Consider the following 15,662-nt stretch of genomic DNA (forward strand, 5'->3'; position numbering starts at 1 on the left):
CCAAGATCCCCTCTGTGCCGGGACACCCCCATATGCCCGGTGCAGGGAGGAGAGGGCATGTTGCCCCCGAAGTACCAGCGACGGTTCATCACCTGCACCGTCGTAGCGGCCGCGTTCGGACTGGTAAGCACCCAGTCGTTCGCGGCGTCGAACGCCAGACCGCGGCCCTGGCAGGCACGCCACCAAGCCGCCGTGGGCCGCCAGCACATCAAGGCGGTGCACGCGGGCCATGGGTTGTCCGCGTTGGCCGCCTCCGGGGGCGATGACGGGGGCGCCGACGAGGCGGAGAACTCCGCCGAGGCGACTGCCCAGTTCACCGAGGCACGCACTGCCCCCGGCGTGGTCGCGCCCGGCGCCTACGGGGCGGCCTGGCAGCAGCTCCAGTCCATGAAGCACACGAGCGGCAGCTGGGACCACGTCACCAAGAAGGCATACAACTCCGACGACCCCCGCTACCGCGACGTCAACTCCAACTCCAGTGGCGGCGCGGGCGAGGTGACCGGCCGGATCACCGGGATCGCCGCCGACGACCAGGGCTATGTGTACGCGGGCGGCGCCAACGGCGGGGTCTTCCGGTCCACGACCGGCGGCGGCCACTGGAAGCCGATCTCCGACAGGCTCCCGTCCCTGTCGACCGGCACCCTTTCCCTCGACGGCCAGAAGCGGCTCTGGTACGCCACGGGCGAGTCCAACACCGGGGCGACGTCCTTCGTCGGCACGGGCGTGTACGTCCTGAAGGACCCGCGTCACGGGCAGTTCCAGCCCGGTGACCGCGTCGGTGGCGCCGAACTGGAGTCGACCGTCATCCACGCCCTGCGCTTCGCCGGCGCCAAGGTGTGGGCGGCGACCAGCACCGGCGTGTGGTCGCACTCGACGACCACCCTGTCCGGGCCCTGGAAGCAGGAGTTCGCTCCCAACCCCGACTATCTGCCGGGCGGTTCGAAGGCGGACGACTCGAGCGCGCCGTACAAGAACATCGCCAACGACATCGCCGTGGACCCCAAGGATCCGAACAAGGTTCTGCTTGCGGTCGGTTGGCGCGGCGGCGACACCTACAACGGCCTGTACGCCGAGCAGGGCGACGGCAGTTGGAAGCCGGTCACCGGACTCGGCGACCTGCCCACCGGCAGCGGCGACGTCGGCAACATGACCTTCGCCGCCGCTGCCGACGGCTCGCGCCTGTACGCCATCGACCAGTCCCCGGCGCAGATGGCCGCCAACCCGGACAGCGGGCTCAAGGGCGTGTACGTCTCGAAGAACGGCTCGCCGTTCGGGCCGTGGACGCTGATCGCGGACTACACCAAGCTGAAGGCGTCCGGGTCGGCGCTGCAGACCGCCGGCTACATGCCCGGCATCCAGTCCTGGTACAACCAGTTCCTCCAGGTCGACCCGGCCAACGCCGACCACCTCTACCTCGGCCTCGAAGAGGTCTTCGAGACCAAGAACGCCGGCCAGAGCTGGACGACCCCGGGCCCGTACTGGAACTTCCCCTTCCCCTGCTGGAGCAACGACCCGGCCAAGCAGACCGGTGACTGCTCGCCCACCGTCCACTCCGACCAGCACGCCGTCGCGATCGGCAGCTACCGGGGCAAGACCTGGGCGTACGTCGGCAACGACGGCGGCATCTACCGCCGCCCGCTGAACGGCGCGGTCGACTCCGGCGGTCACGCCAAGGACTGGCAGTCACTGAACGACGGCACCATCGACACCCTGCAGTACTACTCCGTGGGCGTCGGCAAGGACCTCACGTACGGCGGCGTCTCGGTGACCGGCGGTCTCCAGGACAACGGCCAGTCGATCCTGCGCGGCCGTGACAAGGTCATGGGCTCCAACTTCGGCGGCGACGGCGGCGACACCATCACCGACCCCGCCAACGGCTGCAACATCGCCCAGGAGTACGTCTACCTCGACATGTGGGTGACGCAGAACTGCGGCGTGAACGACGGTTCCTGGTCGACGGACCCGACGAAGGCCACCGAGTTCGAGGTCGCCCCGCCGGACAAGGACCTCGGCGGCGCGGGCGCCCGCTTCATCGCGCCGATCGCCGCAGACGCCAAGGACACCAACACCTGGATCGCCGGCGGCCGGCACGTGTGGGTGAACACCAAGGGCTTCGCCATCCGCTCCGGCAAGGAGTGGACGAACGCGTACGACCTCGGCGAGGGCCACGTGGCCACCGCCGTGGCGTCCTCCGGCGGCACGGTCTACGTCGGCTGGTGCGGGCCCTGCAACAACCAGGGCTTCACCCGCGGCATCGCGGTCGGCAACGCCGACGGCACCGGATGGCACCAGCTGAACCTCCCGGTCGACGGCACCGTCCCCAACCGGTACATCTCCGGTTTCGAGATCGACCCGGCCAACGCCCAGCACGTGTACGTGGCGATCAACGGCTTCTCCCGCCGCTTCACCGAGGGCCCCGGCGCGGGCGTCGGCCACGTCTTCGAGACCAAGGACGGCGGCGCGAGCTGGACGGACATCTCGGCCAACCTGCCCGACGTCCCCGCCGACACGGTCAAGCTCCTCCCGAACGGCGGCCTCGCCCTCGGCACCGACCTCGCCACCTTCTACCGCCCCGCCGGCGCCACCCAGTGGCAGGTCCTGGGACACGACCTGCCCACCACGGCCGTCATGCAGCTCCGCCTCGGCCCCGACGGCAAGCTGTACGCCGCCACGCACGGACGCGGCATCCGGTCCTTCGACGTACGGCGCCTCAAGGCCCGTAAGGACTGATCACGCCCCGTACGTCCCGAACGCTGACGACGGCCGGTGCGCACCCCGTTCCCGGGGACGCACCGGCCGTCCGGCGTTCGGATTCACTCAGCCGCAGCGTGAAAGGGGGCGCATTCCCGGGCCCCCACGTGACGGTCACCGCCCCGATGCGTGCGGCCAGCGCAGCGGCTTCCTGCCGTCAACTCGCTGTCCGGGTGCGGTGTCCGTGCATGCAGACTGTCGGCGTGGCCCGCCGCGTGCTACGGCGAGGTGGGCAGGTGCGGGGAGCGGAGTACGAGCAGGGTGATCTCGCTGGGGGCGAAGACGCGGAAGGGCGGGCCCCAGAAGCCGGTGCCGCGGCTGGTGTAGAGGAGGGTGCGGGGGCCGTGGTGGCTGAGGCCGGCGAGGGCGGGCTGGTCGATGCGGACCAGGTGGTGGAAGGGCCAGATCTGGCCGCCGTGGGTGTGCCCGGAGAGCTGGAGGTCGACGCCGGCTGCTGCCGCCCGGTCGACGAACTTGGGCTGGTGTGCCAGGAGCAGGACGGGCAGGTCGGGGTCGGCGCCGTCCAGGGCTCCGGCGAGGTGGGCGCGGTGGCCTGCCAGGCCGGAGGACTCGGCCGTGACGTCGTCCACACCGGCGACCACGAGGGTGTCGCCTCCGCGTTCGAGCAGCAGGTGGCGGTTGCGCAGCGGCTCCCAGCCCAGCTCGTCCATCAGGTCGACCCAGCCCTGGGCCTCGCTGTAGTACTCGTGGTTGCCGGTGACGTAGACCCGGGCCCGGGTTGCCTGCACCGTACCGAGTGGGGCGGCCTGGGCGCGGCGGCGTTCGGCCGTGCCGTCCGCGATGTCGCCGGTGTGGCAGACCAGGTCGGCCTCCAGCGTGTTCACCGTCTCGCACACCCGCGCCGACCAGCGAGCGCGATCGAGCGGGCCGTAGTGGGTGTCGGTGACGAGGACGACGCGGACGCCGTCCAACCCCGCGCCCAGCCGCGGGAGTTCCACGTCGAGTCGGCGCACGCGTGGCACGCGGCGGGCCTCGGCGTACCCCCAGGCGAGCAGCACGGCGGTGACACCGAGGACGGCCCACGTGACGATCCGGGCCCGGTCCTGACTCCCGCCGACGCCGGCCACGGTCAGGGCGAGCCGCAAGAGGACGCCGAGCAGAGCGGACCAGGTGAACAGAACCCAGCTCGTGCCCAGCAGGGTGTCACCGACGATCGCCGCCCGGTCCTGCTGGCGCCGGCCATGGCCGCGCGCCATCGCGAGCGGCATACCGACAAGGCCGAGGGCGAACAGGCCGGTGCCGACCAGCGTGACGGGCAGCGGCCAGTGCTGGCCGGCGTACAGGAGCACCCAGCAGGGCACGGCCCACAGCAGGACGGGGGCGATCAGGGGGATGTAGCGCATCAGGCGGTGCAGTCGACTCTGCCGCGGAGCTTGCGCTTCCCCCTCGGCGGGCCGGGTGTTACTGGTGGCGGTCATGCTTCCCCTCCCTGACCGGGCTGCCGTCTCGCGCACTGTATCCGGTCGCCCTCGGGCCGACCGGACCGGCGTTCATTGAGCGCGGCCCCTTGGCAGCGAAGGGTTCTCCGCGCGATGGCAGGACTCCGCCGTAGAACACCTCCACTGGCTGGATACGCACCGAGGTGGTCGCCCGGCTCGCTGGTCCGGTCCGCCGTCCGACAGGCGGGCGGTCTACGTGCCGCTCTGGACCCGGGCGACGATCCGGTTCGGGTCGAACAGGACCCATCGCGCAGTCGCCACGCCCGACAGTCGCAGCCGGCAGGCGGTGACGCCGTCGGGGCCCGTCCACCATCCGGTGGTGGATCCCGGCCACGGCCATCCCTCCCCGTCGTACACCTCGACCGGCTGATAGGTGTCACGCACCTCGTCCTCGGGCGGCAGCGGACACCCTTGCGCCAGTTCGTCGAGCACGCCTTCCGCGGCGGTTGTCTCCCGCATGGCCGGCCCCTCCCCTTCGCCTCTGTGGACGCTTCCATCATTGCGCAACTGATGAGGTTTTCGCTGAGGGTGGCGAAACGAGCACCGGCCGCGACGAACGGTTCAGGAGTCGGAGTCGGGTTGGCTGCGGGCGGCGGCGTACGCCTGGGCGGGGGTCATGCTGACGCCGTTGAGGGAGACGGTCCTGTAGGGGCTGACCTGAGCGCACCCCTTGGGCTGGTCGGCCGTCTGGGCGTGGGCGTCGGAGACCGCGGCGTGGGTGTCGGCGGGGGCAGGGGAGGAGGCGCCGGTGCTGCCGTGGCCGGCGGGGTAGCTGGTGCCGCTGGGCCAGTCACTGCCGATGACCAGGGTCAGGCCAGTGCCGCCGCCCTGCTTGAGGTGTGAGGAAGGCAGGCCGAGGGCGCTGGCCGCCGCCTGGGCCTCGGGCTCCTGCCCGGTGCCGTAGGCGAGCGTGGTGACGGACGCGGTGGTGGGGGCGTTGGCCGTGGTGGTGCCCTGGCTGAAGCCCTTGTCCGTCAGGGCGGTGGCCAGCTCGGAGGCCCGGCCGCCGACAGTGGTGCCGTTCTCGATGGTCACGGCGATCCGGGAGGGAGTGACGGACCGGGCGGTGGCGGAGGGTGCTGCGGACTTCTTGCCCGAACCGGCGGTCAGCGACTGGTCGTTGGCGATGCTCGCGAACAGCGACCTGGCCCCGGCGCCCGGCACGACACGGTCCCTGTTATGGGGATCGGCGGCGGTCTGCATGGTGGTGAAGGTGATCCGGTGGGAGGGGACCTTGTCCAGGTCGGAGGCCAGGCCCACCAGCTTGCTGATGCTGCCCAGCCCGTCGTCGACGGTGAGCGCCTTGGTGGCCGCGTCGGCGAGGCCGTAGACCTTGGCGGGGTCCGTGAGCGTGCCGGCGCTCTTGAACTTGCGGATCATCGCCCCGAGGAAGAGGTGCTGCGAGACCGTGCGCCCGAGGTCGCTGCCGTCGCCGAAGCCGTGCCGGGAGCGGACGAACTCCAGGGCCCCGACGCCTTTGAGGGTGTGAGTGCCCTTGGACAGCTTCAGGTGCGAGTAGGTGTCGTAGACGTTGTCGCTGACGCACACGTCCACGCCGCCGACCGCGTCGGACATGCTGACCACGCCGGAGAAGTCGAGCTTGACGAAGTGGTCGATCGGGATGCCGGTGAGCTGGTGGATGGTGGCCACCTGGCAGGCCGGGCCGTACGAGAGAGCGCTGTTGATCTGTCCGTAGTAGCCGGACGTGGACTGCTTCGACGTGGGATCGGTGCAGGCCGGGACGTTGGTCATGGTGTCGCGGGGGACGCTCATCACCGTGGCGTTGGAGCGGTCGGCGGCTATGTGCACCACCATCTCCACGTCCGCGTTGCCGTTGCCGGACTGCACCCCGGTCCGGGAGCAGCCGCCGCCCAGCCTGCAGTCGGCCGCGCTGGTGCGCCCGTCCGAGCCGATCACCAGCAGGTTGATCGGGGTACGGCCGAAGGCGTCCGCCTTCTCGCTGCCGCCCTTCCCATCGAGTGAGACGCTGTTGATGTTGCCGTTGAGGTGCTCGTAGAACCACCACCCGGCGCCGGCGGTCACCAGGACCAGGAAGGCCAGGCACGTCCCGGCGATCCGCAGCGCCCGCCTGCCCCTGCGCGTCGGCCGGACGCGGCGCCGCGAGTTCCCGCGGCCGGAGGACCGGGACGCCGCCCGTGCCGCCGCCCGGCCACCTGGCGGGCGCTCGTCGGCAGGCCTGTCCGTGTGCCGGCGGGGCACCTGGGCAGTGCGGCGGCGCGTGGCTCGGCCGGCGGAGCCGTCCCGCAGGTCACTCATGTCCCACTCCCGGCAATGGTTGCGCCCAGCAGTCCCTCGGGGGTGCGGCCGGTGGTCTGCGGCCGGTCCGTCGGGCGAAGTGGGGCGGCACTTCAGTTGCGTGATTGCGCAATCTAGCAAACGGACGGGCTGCTGCTCACCAGTCGGCCTCGATTCACAGGTGGGGACATCGCTGCGTAGGTGATCCGCCACGCCGCGTTGTCCTGGCCGACGGCACGCGCTTCGATGCCATCGCTCATCCCTACGAGAGGTCGGGGCAGGGGGAGTCGTCGGCGGAGCGGAGGTTCGAGGTGACTGGCGTGCGCCGGGGTGTAGCGGGCAGGGCGGAGACGGCGTAGCCCTGCCCCAGGGCCACGCTGATGTTTGGCCTGCTCGGCCCGGGGCCTGAGGGCCGAGGCGTACTGGATGGCGGTGACGACCTGGTCGCGGCGGGCGTCGCTGCCTGTGCCGGCGACGGTGAAGCCGTAGCAGGTCGGCGTTCGGCGGGTCGGTGGCTGCCCGGCGTTCGGGCCCGGCACGACCGGTCCTCTCGGTGCCGACGGGGCGGTCGGCCTTCAGCGTCGCCCGCAACTCGTCGGCGTCCGGCTGGACAAGAGCGACACGCGCGTGGCCGTAACGCCAGGGCACGGTGACGAACTTGGTGTTGTGCAGGTCGATGGTCTTCAGCGACATGGCGAAAGAGATCAGCGCGTCAGTCGTTCACAGGCCGGAGTCGACGTCCTGTGGCACCCGCACGGGCGGGATCACGACCAGCGCATCACGCGGGATCGAGACCGCGAGGGCATGCCGTGGTCGGCGTAGACGTGCAGGAGGAATGCGCTGTCGGAGCGCCCGACGTCGTTCTTGCTTCCGCCGCCCGGCGCGTTGTTGCCGTGGACGCGACCGTCGGAGCCGATGACGATGACCTCAGCCGCGGCGCGGTATTGCAAGGCGTTCTTGAGTCCATGACGCCTACACTGGGCGGGCGCGTGTGAAGCGTCTTTGAGGTACGGACGGGAGAGGACTGTGGCGCAGATCGTCGATGGCTTCGAGGATCTGTCCGCCGAGGCGCTCGCGGAGGCAGTCACCGCCTTCGGGCTGTTGGCCTCGACGCCGCGGCTCCACATCATGTGGGCGCTGTCCCAGGGCGAGAGCGATGTGAGCCGGCTCGCGGAACGGGTGGGCGGGACGCTGCCCGCGATGAGTCAGAACCTGTCGAAGCTGAAGCTCGCGGGCCTGGTCCGCTCCCGCCGCGAGGGCCGGCGGCAGATCTACCGTATCGACGACCCCGACGTCGTCCTCGTCGTCCGGCTGATGGTCGGTCAGCTCGCCCGGCGTACCGGGGAATCGATGCCACTGCGGGGACAGTCGCGCAGGACCGGGGCCTGGGACTGCCCGGCCTGAGGCAGCGCGCCGAGACGCCGACTCCCGACGCGGCCCGCTTCGTGCACGTGTGGAGGCAGCACGACCGGGACGTCTCCGCCGACGGGTCCCTCTGCCACGACGAGTTGGTCGTACTCCGTCCGGTCACCCGCGCTCGCGCTCGTCGTCAAACGGCCCGCGCGGCCCGCTGCTCGTGGGCGGCGTGGCCACGTCAGTGGCGGCCTCCCTCGCCATTGCTGACCGCGCGGCGCCTCGTCAGCCACCTGATCCGTACGTGAGATCGGAGCACGGGTCGTCGTCCGCCGAGCGGGCGTCGCCCGTCACGGAGCCGGGCACGGCGGTCGGGGTTTCCGAGGCGGAGGAACCGCCCGTGGCGTAAGAGGCGCCCAGGACCACGTTGATGCCCGATCCGCCGATGAAATGGAGTTGGGCGCCGGGGAAGAGCCGGGCCACCGTCTCGGCTTGTGGCTTCAGGGCGGCGCCGTACTCGATGACGGTGGTGGTGTCGTCCTGGCTGCTCGCCCTGGCGGTGCCGGTGACGGTGAAGCCGTGCTCCGTGAGTGCCGAGACGGCCCTGGAGGTGAGGCTGCTCAGGGTGGTGCCGTTGTATACGGCGACGTCGATACCGGCGCCAGAGACGCTCTGGGTGGGGCTGGGCGATGCGGCCGCGCCGCCCTGAGGCTGCTTCTTCCCGCTGGCGTCCTTGCCGTCGATGGTGCGATCCGCCTTGAGTGCTGCCCACAGGTTGGAGGCGTCCGGCTCGACGACGGCGACGCGTTCGCCGGCGTACCGCCAGGGGAGGGTGACGAACTTGGTGTCGTGCAGGCCGATGTCCTTCAGCGACATGGCGAAGGAGATCAGCTTGTTCGCCGTGCCCAGTCCGGGGTCGACCGTGAGCGACTTCGTGGCGGCGTCGGCCAGCGGCAGCAGGTTGACGGGTGTGATCCCGTCGCTCCTGACCTTCTTGACGAGGCCGGCGAGGAAGGCTTGCTGCCGTTTGATCCGCCCTATGTCGGAGCCGTCACCGAGACCGTGCCGTATACGGACGTAGTCCAGGGCCTGCTGCCCGGAAACGGTCTGCTCGCCCTTCTTGAAGAGCAGGTTGCCCCGGGTGGCGCGGTTGGGGTCGAGGTCCTTCTCGTAGACGTCCTGCGGCAGGCAGACCTGCACCCCGCCGACCACACCGGTCAGCGCCGCGAAGCCCTTGAAGTCCACGACCACGGTGTGGTCCACGCGCAGACCGGTGAGCTGTTCGACGGTGTTCTGGGTGCAGGCCGGATTGCCCTTGTCCGTCTGCCCGACGGAGAACGCGGAGTTGAACATGGCGTCGGTCTGTGACTTCGTCCAGGAGCCGTCCGGCAGTCTGCAGGGCGGGATGGTCACCAGGGTGTCGCGGGGGATCGACACGGCGAGGGCGTGCTTGTGGTCGGCGTAGACGTGCAGCAGGAACGCGGTGTCGGAACGGCCGATGTCGTTCGTATCGCCGCCGCCCAGTGAGCTGTTGCCGTCATTGCGCGCGTCGGACCCGATGACCAGGACGTTCTCGCTCCGGGACGGGCCTGCCGCGGGGCGGTGCCCGGACAGGCCGCCCGCGTCGAAGGTGTGGATGCCGCTGTTCAGCTTCAGGTAGATCCAGCCGAGGCCCACCGCGCCGAGCATCACGACGACCAGCGCGATGAGCAGCATTGTTCGCCACGGGCTGCGCCTGCGGCCCCGTGCTGTCCTGCCGTCCCTTGTGGTGGTCATCCGGGCGCCCCCGTCCGTCCGCGTCATACAGAAGGGACGACTGGCTCTACCCAATGGTTGTACAGTTGCGCAATATGGCAATTATGGCAGAGGGCGGGCCACCCTGCCTGTTCTGAGTCGCCGCCCGAAGGACAAGCTGTTCGGCGCCGAAGAGCTGCCCGTCAGGGGTACGGCGCGATCCGCCACCGCCCCTGCCGACGATGTGGTGTCCGCCTCGGCCGACCCCGCCGGCTGTCTCTTTCGGGCCGTTCCCGGCGACGGCACCACGGTGCGGTCGGCCATCGAGGGCGCAGGGAAATTGCCGCCCAACATCATGCGTCGTCCGTGCCGACGCGAGCTTCGTCGACGGAGGCTGCGGAGCCCGCGGACGGGTAGTCTCGCAGGCGGACGTCCGGCGAAGGGGGAACGCGCGTGTCCAGTGAGAACATGTTCAGTGTCTACGGGCGGATGACCGCACTGCCTGGGCGGCGTGACGAACTGATCACTCTGCTCCTTGACGGGTTCCGCGCCGGCGGCGAGGACAGCGGCCTGCTTGCCTACAGCATCAACACGGCCTTTGACGAGCCGGATACGGTCTGGCTGACACAGCTGTGGATCGACAAGGAAGCGCACGACGCGGTCACCCGTTCCGAACCGGTCGCGGCGGTGACTCGCCGGGTGTTTCCACTCCTGGCTCAGCAACCCGAGGGCTTTTACGGCCACGCCGTCCATGTGCACAGCCGAATCGCCGAGTCTTGATCATTCCGTCGCGCTTGCCGTCAAGCCGTCAGATCGGTCAGGAGGTTGGTCACTACCGTCTTCTCCTCGATCGGGGGAGGGCGCCGGCACCGGACAGGACGAGGCGTGGGCGTCTCCGAGTACGCGGGCGGCGAAGGCGGGCAGGGACAGGGCCGGGTCGGCCGGAAGGCGGTGCAGGGCTTCGGCGGCGTGGTCGAGCAGCGTACGGGGCGCGTCCGGTGAGTGGGCGAGCCGGTGCCCGCGGCCGTCCTGGTGGCGGTCGCGACCTCCCGGGCCCGCGCACGGACTCGCACGGCCACGATATCGGTGGGCGTGGGGGGGGGGCCGGGAGCGGCATCAAGCGCCATCTGAAGGCCTCTGAACGCGAGCCAATGTGCCGCACTTTGGGTGGACCGGTGGCTCATCCATGTGACGTCGCCGGGGCCGACTTCGGGTCTGGGGGGAGTCGTGGCTCCGTCGGCTTCGGCCATGTCGTCGGCGAAGTTGCTCCGGCATCCGTCGCAGTGCATCGCCTTGAGTTCGATCCGTCCGCGCTCGTACCCCCGTCCCGTCTGCCATCGAAACGGCAGGGCCGAGCAGACGCGTCGCAAGCTTCGAGACCGTGCGGGTCCGCGGTCAGCGAACGCGGACTGTCTCGGTGGGCGTGACCGTTTGCAGGTGCAGCCTGTGCGAGGTCCAGCCCGTCTCGTAGAGCGCGCCGCGGAACTGCAGCGTGCCTCGGCGCTTCGCCTGTACCCAGGTATCGACTGCGCCACCAAGGCCGATGCCTCCGTGAGCGCACTTCACCGTACGCCAGGGTCCTTTGCCCTGTCGTTGCTGCACACAGAACTTCTGAAAGTCTTCCGAGTCGTTCGAGGCGTCCCCCTTCACGTGGACGCGCTCGCCGGCCTTCACGGTGTGCGGGCTTACCTTGAAGTCGTAACTGATCTTCGCGGAAGCTGTCACCGTGCTCAGCCCAAGTGCTGCCACGCCTGCTGCCGTGACGACGGCCGCACGTACAGCACGTCGGTCGAGAAAGCCCATCGTCTGTCTCCCCCTTCGAGCCCTTCGAGGTCTCGGCCGTGGCAACGGCGAAAAGCGGAGTACCCGAGACCGTCCCCGGTCCGCAGCCGCCGTATCAGTTCACCGACCGCACCCTGTCAGAGAGAGAATGCCCGAGCGCCGTTGCCCCGCGATTCGTCATTTTTTGGCGGCTCTCGCCGAGCCCGGCGCCCTCACGGAGACCGGGTATCGGTGTCCCCCTTGTGCAGATTCCGGATCTTCCCCTGACCCTGATCCAGGGCTCACTCGTGAATCCTGCCTCTGGGCACGGCCGTGTCTCCTTCGGTCGACGATGCTGGAAGGCCCCGGGTCGCGACACAGGGCCCTTGGCCAGCGAACCCGACTCCCCGTGCGACAGCGACCGCTGTGCACCGAACGGGTGACGACGGCCACCAGGCCCCGGCGCGACCCTGACGGGCTGCCACATCCGGATGAATCGCGGGGCCCGCGATGCCTGGAAACAGGACCGCAGCGGGGTTCGGTAGAAGTGGAGGTACGGCGTCCGGCAAGCGCTACCCGCAGAAGGCCGCTGTTCGGCCGCCGTCGGCACCTCCCGTCAGGGGGTGACGAACTGGTAGCCGGCATCGAGCAGGCGGGGAAGCACCAGGTGCAGGGCGGCCACTGTCTGGGAGCGGTCGCCTCCGCCGTCGTGTTCGAGGATGATCGATCCGGGATGGGCGTGAGCCATGATCCGCTCGACGATGAGCGAAGCGCCTGGTCGTGACCAGTCATGGGGGTCGACGGACCAGTCCAGGAGCCGCATGCCCATCGCGCGGCAGGTGGCCAGGGTTGGCTCCGACCAGACTCCGTAGGGGGCGCGGAAGATCGTGGGGCGCTGGCCGGTGACCTTCTCGATCGTGTCGCTGGTGCGTTCCAGCTGGGAGCGGACGGTCGCTGCGGATGCCCGGGCCAGGTCGGCGTGGGTCCAGGTGTGGTTGGCGATCAGGTGGCCTTCGGCGGCCACCGCCCGCACCAGGTTGGGGTACGCGCTGACGCGGGCACCGACCTGGCAGAACGTGGCGGTCACGGCGTAGCGGCGCAGGAGGTCCAGCACCTGCGGAGTCCATTCCGGGTTCGGACCGTCGTCGATGGTCAGCGCGATCGCCCGCGGGCCCTGGTGAACGTAGAACTCCGGCCGACCCGGCAGCTCGACGTAGGCCGGCTCGCTGGCGTGAGAGTCGCCCGGATGAGTGGGCTTCACGGTGTCAGGTGCCGGCCTCCCTTCGTGTTCAGGCGTAGCGCCAGGGGCTGTGCAGGCGCCGAGAAGCATCAATCCGCCGACTGACAGCAGGGCCCGCCGGGTGACATGTGTACTGCCCGTGTTCTCCATGCCTTGGGTAACTGCGTCACCCCGGAGGGTGGTTGCGCTCTTTGCGGACAGAACACGGGCCCGGTCCACTCGATGGAACGGGCGGTGCCGGTTGTCGTGGTCGGCGTTGCACGAAGGTGTTTTGCCTTCGGCGATCTCGGCGGGAAAGTAGCCCTGCCGCAGCACTGACTGGACGGTGGCGGCACGGAACGTGATCCCCGACCGGGCCCGCGTCTCCTCCGCAGCAGCCCGTCGGTGTGCGCGGTCACGGCGCCGGCTGGCGGGCGGAGGTCGTGGAACCCATGAACTGGACCGTGCGGCGTCGGCCGGCCGTGCGGGCCAGGGTCGCCATCGTGCGGTTGAGGCGGCCGGAGATGACGCTCGGCGGTGGTGTGCGGCGGTCGAGCGTGCGCAGTGCCGTGGCGACGACCTCCTGCGGGGACTGGCGCTTGCTGCCGCCGTCTGCCGCGTCCGTGCCGACGACGTCGAAGAACTCGGTGCTGGTCGCACCGGGCGACAGCGCGAGCACGCGCAGCCCGGTCCCGCGGGATTCGTGCCACAGCGCCTCGGTGAAGTGCAGCACGAACGCCTTGGCCGCCGCGTAGACGGCCATGTTCGGGATGGGGAAGTACGCGGCCATGCTCGCGACGTTGACCAGGACTCCGGTGCCGGCGGTCCGCAGCGGCTCGATGAATGCCCGGCTGATGTCGACGACGGCCGCGATGTCGACGCTGATCTCCTGGCCGAGCCGCTTGGGGTCCTCGGCGTGGAACGGCCCGAAGGTAGCGAATCCGGCGTTGTTCACGACACTGGTCACCCCCAGGCCGCGGCGCGCCACCTCCTCGGCGAGGGTCTGCCCCGCGGCGGGCAGGCTCAGGTCGAGGGGGATGACTGCGGCCCCTACGCCGTGAGCCGCGGTGAGTGCGGCGGCGAGCGTCTCCAGCCGTTCCGCGCGGCGGGCGACGAGGACGACGTCCGAGCCGCGGGCGGCCATCTGCCGGGCGAACTCGGCGCCGATGCCGGCGCTGGCACCGGTGATGAGGGTGGTCTGGCCGTGGTAGTCGACGGTGCTCATGGGCGGCTCCCGGGAAAGGGCGGACACTCTCGGCGATGACACTGTTATGGCACTGTACGCCGAATCTGTCACACAGTGCCAGACCGGTACTGAGTGCAGAACGCGGTAGGCTACGGAGTCATGAACCATCGCGCGGGCAATCCGGCGGGGCTGCGGGAGCGCACCCGGCGAGCTGTGCAGGCCGAGATCGTCTCCACTGCGATGCGGCTGTTCCTCGAGCACGGATTCGAGGCCACCACCATGGAGCAGATCGCGAACGAGATCGGCATCTCGCGACGCTCGCTGTTCCGCTACTTCGGCACCAAGGAGGACATCGTGCTCGGCGACCACGCCGAGCACGGCGAGGCCCTGCGGACCGCACTGGAAGCGCGTCCAGCCGGCGAACCGCCCTGGGAAGCTCTCCGAGCGGCCCTCAAAGCGCTCTACGACTCGCTCCCTTACTCATCTGAGGACTTCCTCAAGATCACCAGCATGCTGCACGCCTCGTCCTCTCTCCGGGCGCGCCAGCTGGAGAAGCGCCAGCAGTGGACGGACCTGCTCGTCCCGGACATCGTGCGACGCCTGGGCGCAACCACGGACCCGATGGACGAGCTGCGGTCCCGCGCGCTCGCCGCCTGCGCCCTGGCCTGCCTGGAGACCGCAACGGACGCCTGGGTGCGCAGCGGCGGCACGATCGACATGGAGCGGGCCTTCGACGAGGCGGTCGCCGCAGTCCGGGGATGAGGAGGCCGTCAGGCTCGGTCCGGGGAGACTGCCGTAGCAATCAGCGGGTTCGTGGCGCCCTCGTTCGCCGCGACCACCCCGCGCCCGGCACCGTGCCCGTCGGCCAGGCCGACCAGGTGGTCGAAGTGCCGGACGCCGGCGCGCCGTTCACCAGGCAGCCCGCCGTGACGGTGCCCGGTCGGGGCGAACTCGGCGGCCCGCAGGCGCTTGCCGAAGTGCGGCCGACAGGAACGGATCGAGCCGGGCGTCGAATGCCGGTGCATCAGGACGTGCCGCAGGTTTCCCGGTGGTAGTCCTTGTCGCCGGCGGGCACGAGGTTCAGGTCCCGCCGGACGATGCTGATCTTGTCGCCCCAGCCCCGGCACGCCTTCCTCATGCCCTGCTCGGTGTACTCGATCACCATCATGTGGTGGCCGAACGCGGCGGCGTAGTCCCCGCATTCGTCGTACTGGCCGCACTCCTCCACCACGGCGAAGTCGACGCCGACCTGCTTGCGGTACGGAGCCAGCGCCGCCGTGTTCTTCTGACCGATGGCCAGGCCCTGCGCGTGCGCGTGGACGGCGAGCAGGGACAGGAACGCCTTCGCGTCGTTCGCGGTGAGCAGCCCGTGGGGTACGCGTGTGTAGCTGTCGTAGTTGTCCGGATCGATGGCCTTGTAGCCCTTGGCCGCGCATCCGTCGATCCAGGCGTTCACCTTCCGCGCGATCCGCTTGCGCTTGGCGTCGGTGTGAACGTCCAGCATGGCCTCCCCCCAGTCCTTGTCCATGACGACCTTGCCCGCCCTGTCCCGGAGCAGCAGATCGGCATCCCACTCCTTCTCCGCGCCCGGCTGGGCCTGGAAGGCGTTGACGTAGCAGATGTTGTAGAGCCCCGGTGCGGGCGGCGCCGTGTGGTCACGGACGACGACGGACACCCCGGCCGGCGGGGTGTAGGGACCGCCGAGCTGGTAGTCGAAGCCCGCGTGCACAGGCGGAAGCGTCACCTTGGACGATCCCTCGACCGCGTTCCCCGACGCCGCGTCGGCCCCGGTCGACGCGGTCGCGGACGAGGAAGGCGACTGCTCCGTATCCTCGCCGCGCGAACAGGCGATGGCGAGGAACGAGGCGACGGCGACCGACACCGCGCAAGCCACAGCGGAGCGACGGGGAAAGATCCGGTTACGCATGGTCGACAAGCTCCA

Annotated in this window: 14 protein-coding genes and 1 pseudogene; 4 read left to right on the forward strand and 11 right to left on the reverse strand. The window is 70.1% G+C overall.

The features are described 5' to 3' along the window. Positions 1–57 precede the first annotated feature (57 nt). Positions 58–2,730 (forward strand): WD40/YVTN/BNR-like repeat-containing protein, encoded by a 2,673-nt coding sequence (locus AC4OXY_RS39590; RefSeq protein WP_491992128.1) that lies wholly within the window; start codon positions 58–60, stop codon positions 2,728–2,730. 239 nt (positions 2,731–2,969) lie between these two features. On the opposite strand, the gene AC4OXY_RS39595 is transcribed toward AC4OXY_RS39590, so the two are convergent. The 4 genes and pseudogenes from AC4OXY_RS39595 to AC4OXY_RS39610 all read right to left on the reverse strand — a co-directional run. Then, positions 2,970–4,190: a metallophosphoesterase gene (locus AC4OXY_RS39595; RefSeq protein WP_491992129.1), complete on the reverse strand. Its 1,221-nt coding sequence runs from the start codon at positions 4,188–4,190 to the stop codon at positions 2,970–2,972. Between the two features lie 213 nt (positions 4,191–4,403). Beyond that, the gene (locus AC4OXY_RS39600) at positions 4,404–4,670 is read right to left on the reverse strand and encodes a hypothetical protein (RefSeq protein WP_491992130.1); all 267 of its coding nucleotides are present in this window, start codon (positions 4,668–4,670) and stop codon (positions 4,404–4,406) included. Positions 4,671–4,772: 102 nt separating this feature from the next. Then, entirely contained in the window at positions 4,773–6,488 is a 1,716-nt protein-coding gene (locus AC4OXY_RS39605) for an LCP family protein (protein ID WP_491992131.1), read from the reverse strand. A 723-nt stretch (positions 6,489–7,211) separates the two neighbouring features. Continuing rightward, positions 7,212–7,393: pseudogene (locus tag AC4OXY_RS39610) on the reverse strand (LCP family glycopolymer transferase); the annotation flags it as partial. A 100-nt stretch (positions 7,394–7,493) separates the two neighbouring features. Between AC4OXY_RS39610 and AC4OXY_RS39615 the strand changes: the two are divergent. Further along, the gene (locus tag AC4OXY_RS39615) at positions 7,494–7,871 is read left to right on the forward strand and encodes an ArsR/SmtB family transcription factor (protein ID WP_402064739.1); all 378 of its coding nucleotides are present in this window, start codon (positions 7,494–7,496) and stop codon (positions 7,869–7,871) included. A 234-nt stretch (positions 7,872–8,105) separates the two neighbouring features. On the opposite strand, the gene AC4OXY_RS39620 is transcribed toward AC4OXY_RS39615, so the two are convergent. Next, positions 8,106–9,623 carry an LCP family protein gene (locus AC4OXY_RS39620; protein ID WP_491992132.1) on the reverse strand — a complete coding sequence of 506 codons (1,518 nt, stop codon included), beginning with the start codon at positions 9,621–9,623 and terminating at the stop codon, positions 8,106–8,108. Between the two features lie 384 nt (positions 9,624–10,007). Here AC4OXY_RS39620 and AC4OXY_RS39625 point away from each other — a divergent pair, with 384 nt between their 5' ends. After that, positions 10,008–10,334 (forward strand): putative quinol monooxygenase, encoded by a 327-nt coding sequence (locus AC4OXY_RS39625; protein WP_491992133.1) that lies wholly within the window; start codon positions 10,008–10,010, stop codon positions 10,332–10,334. Here the strand turns inward: AC4OXY_RS39625 and AC4OXY_RS39630 are convergent, their stop codons facing one another. The 4 genes from AC4OXY_RS39630 to AC4OXY_RS39645 form a co-directional block, all read right to left on the reverse strand. Then, positions 10,335–10,535 (reverse strand): hypothetical protein, encoded by a 201-nt coding sequence (locus tag AC4OXY_RS39630; protein ID WP_491994712.1) that lies wholly within the window; start codon positions 10,533–10,535, stop codon positions 10,335–10,337. Positions 10,536–10,949: 414 nt separating this feature from the next. Then, positions 10,950–11,357, reverse strand: a complete 408-nt coding sequence (locus AC4OXY_RS39635) for a hypothetical protein (protein ID WP_491992134.1) — start codon at positions 11,355–11,357, stop codon at positions 10,950–10,952. 574 nt (positions 11,358–11,931) lie between these two features. Further along, positions 11,932–12,576, reverse strand: coding sequence for a polysaccharide deacetylase family protein (locus tag AC4OXY_RS39640; RefSeq protein WP_402064749.1), 645 nt, complete (start codon positions 12,574–12,576; stop codon positions 11,932–11,934). Positions 12,577–12,949: 373 nt separating this feature from the next. Further along, on the reverse strand, positions 12,950–13,759 hold the full coding sequence (locus tag AC4OXY_RS39645) for an SDR family NAD(P)-dependent oxidoreductase (RefSeq protein ID WP_491992135.1): 810 nt from the start codon (positions 13,757–13,759) through the stop codon (positions 12,950–12,952). 120 nt (positions 13,760–13,879) lie between these two features. Between AC4OXY_RS39645 and AC4OXY_RS39650 the strand changes: the two genes are divergently transcribed. Continuing rightward, the gene (locus AC4OXY_RS39650; RefSeq protein ID WP_491992136.1) at positions 13,880–14,482 is read left to right on the forward strand and encodes a TetR/AcrR family transcriptional regulator; all 603 of its coding nucleotides are present in this window, start codon (positions 13,880–13,882) and stop codon (positions 14,480–14,482) included. Positions 14,483–14,490: 8 nt separating this feature from the next. Here AC4OXY_RS39650 and AC4OXY_RS39655 read toward each other — a convergent pair whose 3' ends face one another. Beyond that, positions 14,491–14,745, reverse strand: a complete 255-nt coding sequence (locus AC4OXY_RS39655; RefSeq protein WP_491992137.1) for a hypothetical protein — start codon at positions 14,743–14,745, stop codon at positions 14,491–14,493. Next, positions 14,745–15,647 (reverse strand): endo alpha-1,4 polygalactosaminidase, encoded by a 903-nt coding sequence (locus tag AC4OXY_RS39660; RefSeq protein WP_491992138.1) that lies wholly within the window; start codon positions 15,645–15,647, stop codon positions 14,745–14,747. Before AC4OXY_RS39660 ends, AC4OXY_RS39655 begins: the two co-directional genes overlap by 1 nt. Between the last annotated feature and the right edge of the window lie 15 nt (positions 15,648–15,662).

This window comes from Streptomyces sp. HUAS MG56 (assembly GCF_058673395.1).

Bases quoted from the DNA above. Each gene is read 5' to 3' on its own strand.
- AC4OXY_RS39620 (WP_491992132.1), bottom strand. From the start codon at position 9,623: ATGACGCGGACGGACGGGGGCGCCCGGATGACCACCACAAGGGACGGC.
- AC4OXY_RS39660 (WP_491992138.1), bottom strand. From the start codon at position 15,647: ATGCGTAACCGGATCTTTCCCCGTCGCTCCGCTGTGGCTTGCGCGGTG.
- AC4OXY_RS39600 (WP_491992130.1), bottom strand. From the start codon at position 4,670: ATGCGGGAGACAACCGCCGCGGAAGGCGTGCTCGACGAACTGGCGCAA.
- AC4OXY_RS39595 (WP_491992129.1), bottom strand. From the start codon at position 4,190: ATGACCGCCACCAGTAACACCCGGCCCGCCGAGGGGGAAGCGCAAGCT.
- AC4OXY_RS39635 (WP_491992134.1), bottom strand. From the start codon at position 11,357: ATGGGCTTTCTCGACCGACGTGCTGTACGTGCGGCCGTCGTCACGGCA.
- AC4OXY_RS39605 (WP_491992131.1), bottom strand. From the start codon at position 6,488: ATGAGTGACCTGCGGGACGGCTCCGCCGGCCGAGCCACGCGCCGCCGC.
- AC4OXY_RS39655 (WP_491992137.1), bottom strand. From the start codon at position 14,745: ATGCACCGGCATTCGACGCCCGGCTCGATCCGTTCCTGTCGGCCGCAC.
- AC4OXY_RS39645 (WP_491992135.1), bottom strand. From the start codon at position 13,759: ATGAGCACCGTCGACTACCACGGCCAGACCACCCTCATCACCGGTGCC.
- AC4OXY_RS39650 (WP_491992136.1), top strand. From the start codon at position 13,880: ATGAACCATCGCGCGGGCAATCCGGCGGGGCTGCGGGAGCGCACCCGG.
- AC4OXY_RS39590 (WP_491992128.1), top strand. From the start codon at position 58: ATGTTGCCCCCGAAGTACCAGCGACGGTTCATCACCTGCACCGTCGTA.